The sequence below is a fragment of the Streptomyces sp. DI166 genome, from assembly GCF_900091315.1.
Lineage (GTDB): Bacteria > Actinomycetota > Actinomycetes > Streptomycetales > Streptomycetaceae > Streptomyces > Streptomyces fuscus.
In genome coordinates this window covers 1-4,209 of sequence record NZ_FLSP01000201.1, presented here as the reverse complement: position 1 = coordinate 4,209, position 4,209 = coordinate 1, and the positions used below count along the sequence as shown (strand labels likewise).

Sequence of the window (4,209 nt, the reverse complement as noted above, 5' to 3'; positions counted from 1 at the left end):
GCGGGGCGGGCGCCGGAGGCTGCGGAGCGGGGCGTGGGCGCGGAGGGCCCCCTCCCGTACGGCGGCACGGGCGGCCGCGGGCCCGCCACCGGGCGGAACCGCCGGAGCCGCGGGAGCCGCGGGAGCCGGTGCGGAGGCGTGCGCGTCGGGCCCGGGTACGTACCCCATGGCGGGAGCGGTGCCGCCGCCCGAGAAGTTGACGCCGCGCTCCAGCCGGTCGAGGCGGGCCATGACGGACCGCTCGTCGCCGTAGGCGGCGGGGAGGAGCACGCGGGCGCAGATCAGTTCGAGCTGGAGTCGGGGCGAGGTGGCGCCCCGCATCTCGGTGAGGCCCTCGTTGACGAGGTCGGCGGCGCGGCTGAGCTCGGCGGCCCCGAAGGTACCGGCCTGGGCCTGCATGCGCTCCAGCACATCAGCCGGGGCATCGATGAGCCCCTTGTCGACGGCGTCGGGAACGGCGGCGAGGATCACCAGATCGCGCAGCCGCTCCAGCAGATCGGCGACGAACCGACGGGGATCATTGCCCCCCTCGATGATCCGGTCGACGACCTCGAAGGCAGCGGCCCCGTCCCCGGTGGCGAAGGCCTCGACGACGGAGTCGAGGAGAGACCCGTCGGTGTACCCGAGCAGAGAGGTGGCCATGGCATAGGTCACACCCTCCTCCCGCGCACCGGCGAGCAGCTGGTCCATGACGGACATGGAGTCACGCACGGAACCGGCACCGGCGCGCACGACGAGGGGGAGGACGCCGTCCTCAACGGGGATCTTCTCCCGCCCGCAGACGTCGGCGAGGTAGTCGCGGAGGGTGCCGGGCGGGACAAGCCGGAAGGGGTAGTGGTGGGTCCGGGAGCGGATGGTCCCGATGACCTTCTCGGGCTCGGTGGTGGCGAAGATGAACTTCAGGTGCTCGGGCGGCTCCTCGACGACCTTGAGCAGGGCGTTGAAGCCGGCCGACGTGACCATGTGGGCCTCGTCGATGATGTAGATCTTGTACCGGCTGGAGGCGGGCCCGAAGAAGGCCTTCTCGCGCAGCTCACGGGCGTCGTCCACACCACCGTGGGAGGCGGCGTCGATCTCGATGACGTCGATGGACCCGGGGCCGTTGCGGGCGAGGTCCCGGCACGACTGGCACTCCCCGCAGGGGGTGGGCGTGGGACCTTGCTCACAGTTCAGGCAGCGGGCGAGGATCCGGGCGCTGGTCGTCTTGCCGCATCCGCGGGGGCCGCTGAACAGGTACGCGTGATTGACCCGGTTGTTCCGCAGCGCCTGCTGCAACGGGTCGGTGACATGCTCCTGCCCGATGACCTCGGCGAACGACTCCGGGCGATAGCGGCGGTACAGCGCGAGAGACGACACGCATACGAGGTTATAGGCGCCCACTGACAACCCGACCCACGGGAAGAGAACCCGTAGAGCCAGCGGAACCCGCGGAACCCTCCCGGGAACGCAAGCGCCCCCCACGCACCCGCCAGAGCCGACCTACCCTTGCTGCCTTCCGGCCCTGGGGGAGTTCAGTCAGATAGCGCCGCGTGAGGGGCTCCGCACAGAGTACCCGACGTCAGCAGGTGCCAACGAGTTCGCGAGCACCCTTCTCGGTCATGTAATGTTTCCGGCGGAGGATTCGCCTAGAGGCCTAGGGCGCACGCTTGGAAAGCGTGTTGGGGGCAACCCCTCACGAGTTCGAATCTCGTATCCTCCGCCAGTGCCTCACCGGGCACGATGTCGAAGGGCCCCACCGTTCGCGGTGGGGCCCTTCGACGTTGTCCGTCTCACTTTCCGTCTCAGTTCGTCTTCGGCGCCTCCCAGAGAGCGTCACCGACTTGCTGAGCGACTTTCCGCAGTAGCGTTCCAGTGACGTGCATGTAGCGGGCGCGCATGCGGGCCGCTCCCCCGGGCTCCCAACCCATGATCGCGTCGACCACGACGTCCGGCACTCCGAGGATCAGGAGGACGGTCGCAGCGGTGTGGCGAGCGTCATGGAGGCGGCCGTCTCGAACGCCCGCGTTCTTCAGGAGCTTCTTCCAGATGTGGAAGTCGGTGTTCGGGCTGAGGGGGCCGCCGTTCGGGGAGGCGAAGACGTATCCCTTGTCCTCCCAGTCGGTGTCGGCCTCGATTCGGTCCTTCTCCTGCTGCTCCTGGTGTTGGCGGAGTAGCTTGATCAGCGGGTCGGGCAGCCCGATCGTGCGACGCCCGGCGCGAGACTTGGTGGACTTGTGCTCTCGGCGGGTCTGCTGCTTCTGGGGGCAGTAGCCAGCTTTCCGGCCGCACGGGACAGGATTGGTGCCTCAGTACTGTTGATCGTGACAGGCGGTGGCCTCCTCTACGGACTGTGGCGCCTGGCTAATCGCCTATCACCGCACGCAAGGGTGCTCGGCCACAGTGATGGGGCTGCGACTTCATAACCACCAGCTGATCGCCCGTGCCAGAACCGTGCCAGGTCCTGCGGGGTACCACGGGAAATGGCGGAGACCAGGTCGTCGACCAGCCAGCTCCCGTAGCCGCTGCGTTGCAGGTCAGCCCAGGAGTCGCCCGTAGAGGACCCAAGCTTCCCAAGCTGAGCGCTTCCTGCGATCCCGGGCGGCAGGGCCGAAACGCTGCGACGGTCCCGGCGGAGGCCAGGACCGCCAGTACTGCGTGATGGTCCCGGCCACGTAGAACTACGCTTGATGGCCCGTCAGCCTGAACCCGTTCGGTGAGCAGATACTCGACCGGATGCGCCGTGGAGATTTGTCCGGCGGGACGATGCCCGCCGGACGCAGTTGGTCGCTGATCAGAACAGCTGAGGTGCCAAACCGGCGGTTGCGCCTCCGACGACGGGAACGAGCATGACCAGCCAGCCGCGTGCGCTACGCATCGGGGACTCTTCCTGACGGATCATCAGCGCAAGGGCCATGCCTGCCATGGCAGGGAGAGCAATTCCGAGAATGGCGAGCACCAGCAAGTTGGGTACGGAGTGTCGCGTAATAGCCCACCCCGCGCCGAGGCTGAGCGCCGCAGCGGTGATCAGCTCTCCGGTCGGCTGGATGAGGCCAAGTCGAGGCCGGTCGGCCCCTGCGACCCTTGCGTTGGTGCGGACGACTGCGAGCATCCAGATGATGCCTGCTACGACCAGTAGGGTTTCGCAAGCGAAGACAATGTTTGCTGCCAGCATGACTTTCCTCCGGTTGTGCTAGGCGCAGGCCGCCTTGACCCCTTCAAGTCCCAGGAGCTGGGCGCCGACCCACTGAAGGTCGTTAGCAAGGGTGTGCCCCTTGCCCTTCCGGATGGCCTTGATCGCGCTCACGATCCGCTTGACCCCCACGCGCTTCGCCACCTTCACGATCTTCACCATCTTCGCGGCGGGAAGCAGATTGGTGCCGATGGCCACCGCAACCGCGCCCATGCACCCGAAGCTGGGCCAGCCGAAACGAAGTTGCGCCTGCCCCTGGGCCGGCTTCCGGCTCTGCTCCTGTTGCTTCAGGTAGGCGATGGTCGCCGCGTCCCCCTGCGCCAAGACGTCCTCGGGTATAGACATCATCGTCTCGAGCAGTGCTTCCCATTGGGCATCATCGCCAACCTCGTCGGCGGCGACGGACACCGCGACGGTGGGGCGGTGCGTGACCTCTGCTGCGTGTGCACCGGTGCTTGAGGCGAAGATCGCGCCTGCCGTGAGGGCTGAAACAAGCATGGCGGCACCGCGAGTGAAGCGGGCCCGGTCGGTCAAACTGGTGGGCATCTGTCCCCGTTTGCGTGTCGTTGGATGGACACACGCAGTTGCCCCTCCCGGTAAGGCGGGAAGGGTGCGCGCGCCCGTGTGTGGTCGGGATCAACAGAAGCAGATCGCGATCACTGAAGCCGTGACGGGCCACGATTCCGCCTCGAACCTTCCAGCAGATTGCCAGGCGTAACGACCCAATAACCATTTGATCCCAGGCTAGCTATTGAAGGAACCTTCAATTCTAAACAGCTGGTTGAAGCTTCTTGATTGCGCGCACGGTCCCCGTAGACCTCCACGACGCCGTACTACGAGGTGGCCACGGCCGGGTACGCAGCCGCGCTGAGCGATCTGGAGGAAAGCAAGCTGGACGACCAAGCTCTGGAGCGGTCCGAGATCATCAAGTGAGGCCCCGCCGTGTCCCGAGACCGTCTCAGTTTCCGTCTCATTCAGCGCCGTTCACGGTCGTTCAGGCGAGACCCAGGAGTGTCCCTTTATCGGTAGTCAGCCGCCCG

Annotated in this window: 3 protein-coding genes, 1 tRNA gene, 1 other RNA gene and 1 pseudogene; 1 reads left to right on the top strand and 5 read right to left on the bottom strand. The window is 66.9% G+C overall.

The genetic code is table 11. The annotated features are described in order from the left end of the window. A partial coding sequence (locus GA0115233_RS39615) for a DNA polymerase III subunit gamma and tau (protein ID WP_141689657.1) occupies positions 1-1,356 on the bottom strand: 1,356 nt, incomplete at its 3' end. Between the two features lie 87 nt (positions 1,357-1,443). Beyond that, an RNA gene (gene ffs / locus GA0115233_RS39610) (signal recognition particle sRNA small type) lies at positions 1,444-1,542 on the bottom strand. 72 nt (positions 1,543-1,614) lie between these two features. On the opposite strand from ffs, the gene GA0115233_RS39605 reads away from it, so the two are divergent. Further along, positions 1,615-1,702 (top strand) — tRNA-Ser (locus GA0115233_RS39605). 79 nt (positions 1,703-1,781) lie between these two features. Here GA0115233_RS39605 and GA0115233_RS39600 read toward each other — a convergent pair. The 3 genes and pseudogenes from GA0115233_RS39600 to GA0115233_RS39590 form a co-directional block, all read right to left on the bottom strand. Then, positions 1,782-2,270 (bottom strand): annotated as a pseudogene (locus GA0115233_RS39600) (tyrosine-type recombinase/integrase); the annotation flags it as partial. 500 nt (positions 2,271-2,770) lie between these two features. After that, complete coding sequence (locus GA0115233_RS39595; RefSeq protein ID WP_093725606.1) at positions 2,771-3,151, bottom strand: hypothetical protein; 381 nt, start codon at positions 3,149-3,151, stop codon at positions 2,771-2,773. Positions 3,152-3,169: 18 nt separating this feature from the next. Further along, on the bottom strand, positions 3,170-3,715 hold the full coding sequence (locus GA0115233_RS39590) for a hypothetical protein (RefSeq protein WP_093725604.1): 546 nt from the start codon (positions 3,713-3,715) through the stop codon (positions 3,170-3,172). Positions 3,716-4,209: the final 494 nt, after the last annotated feature.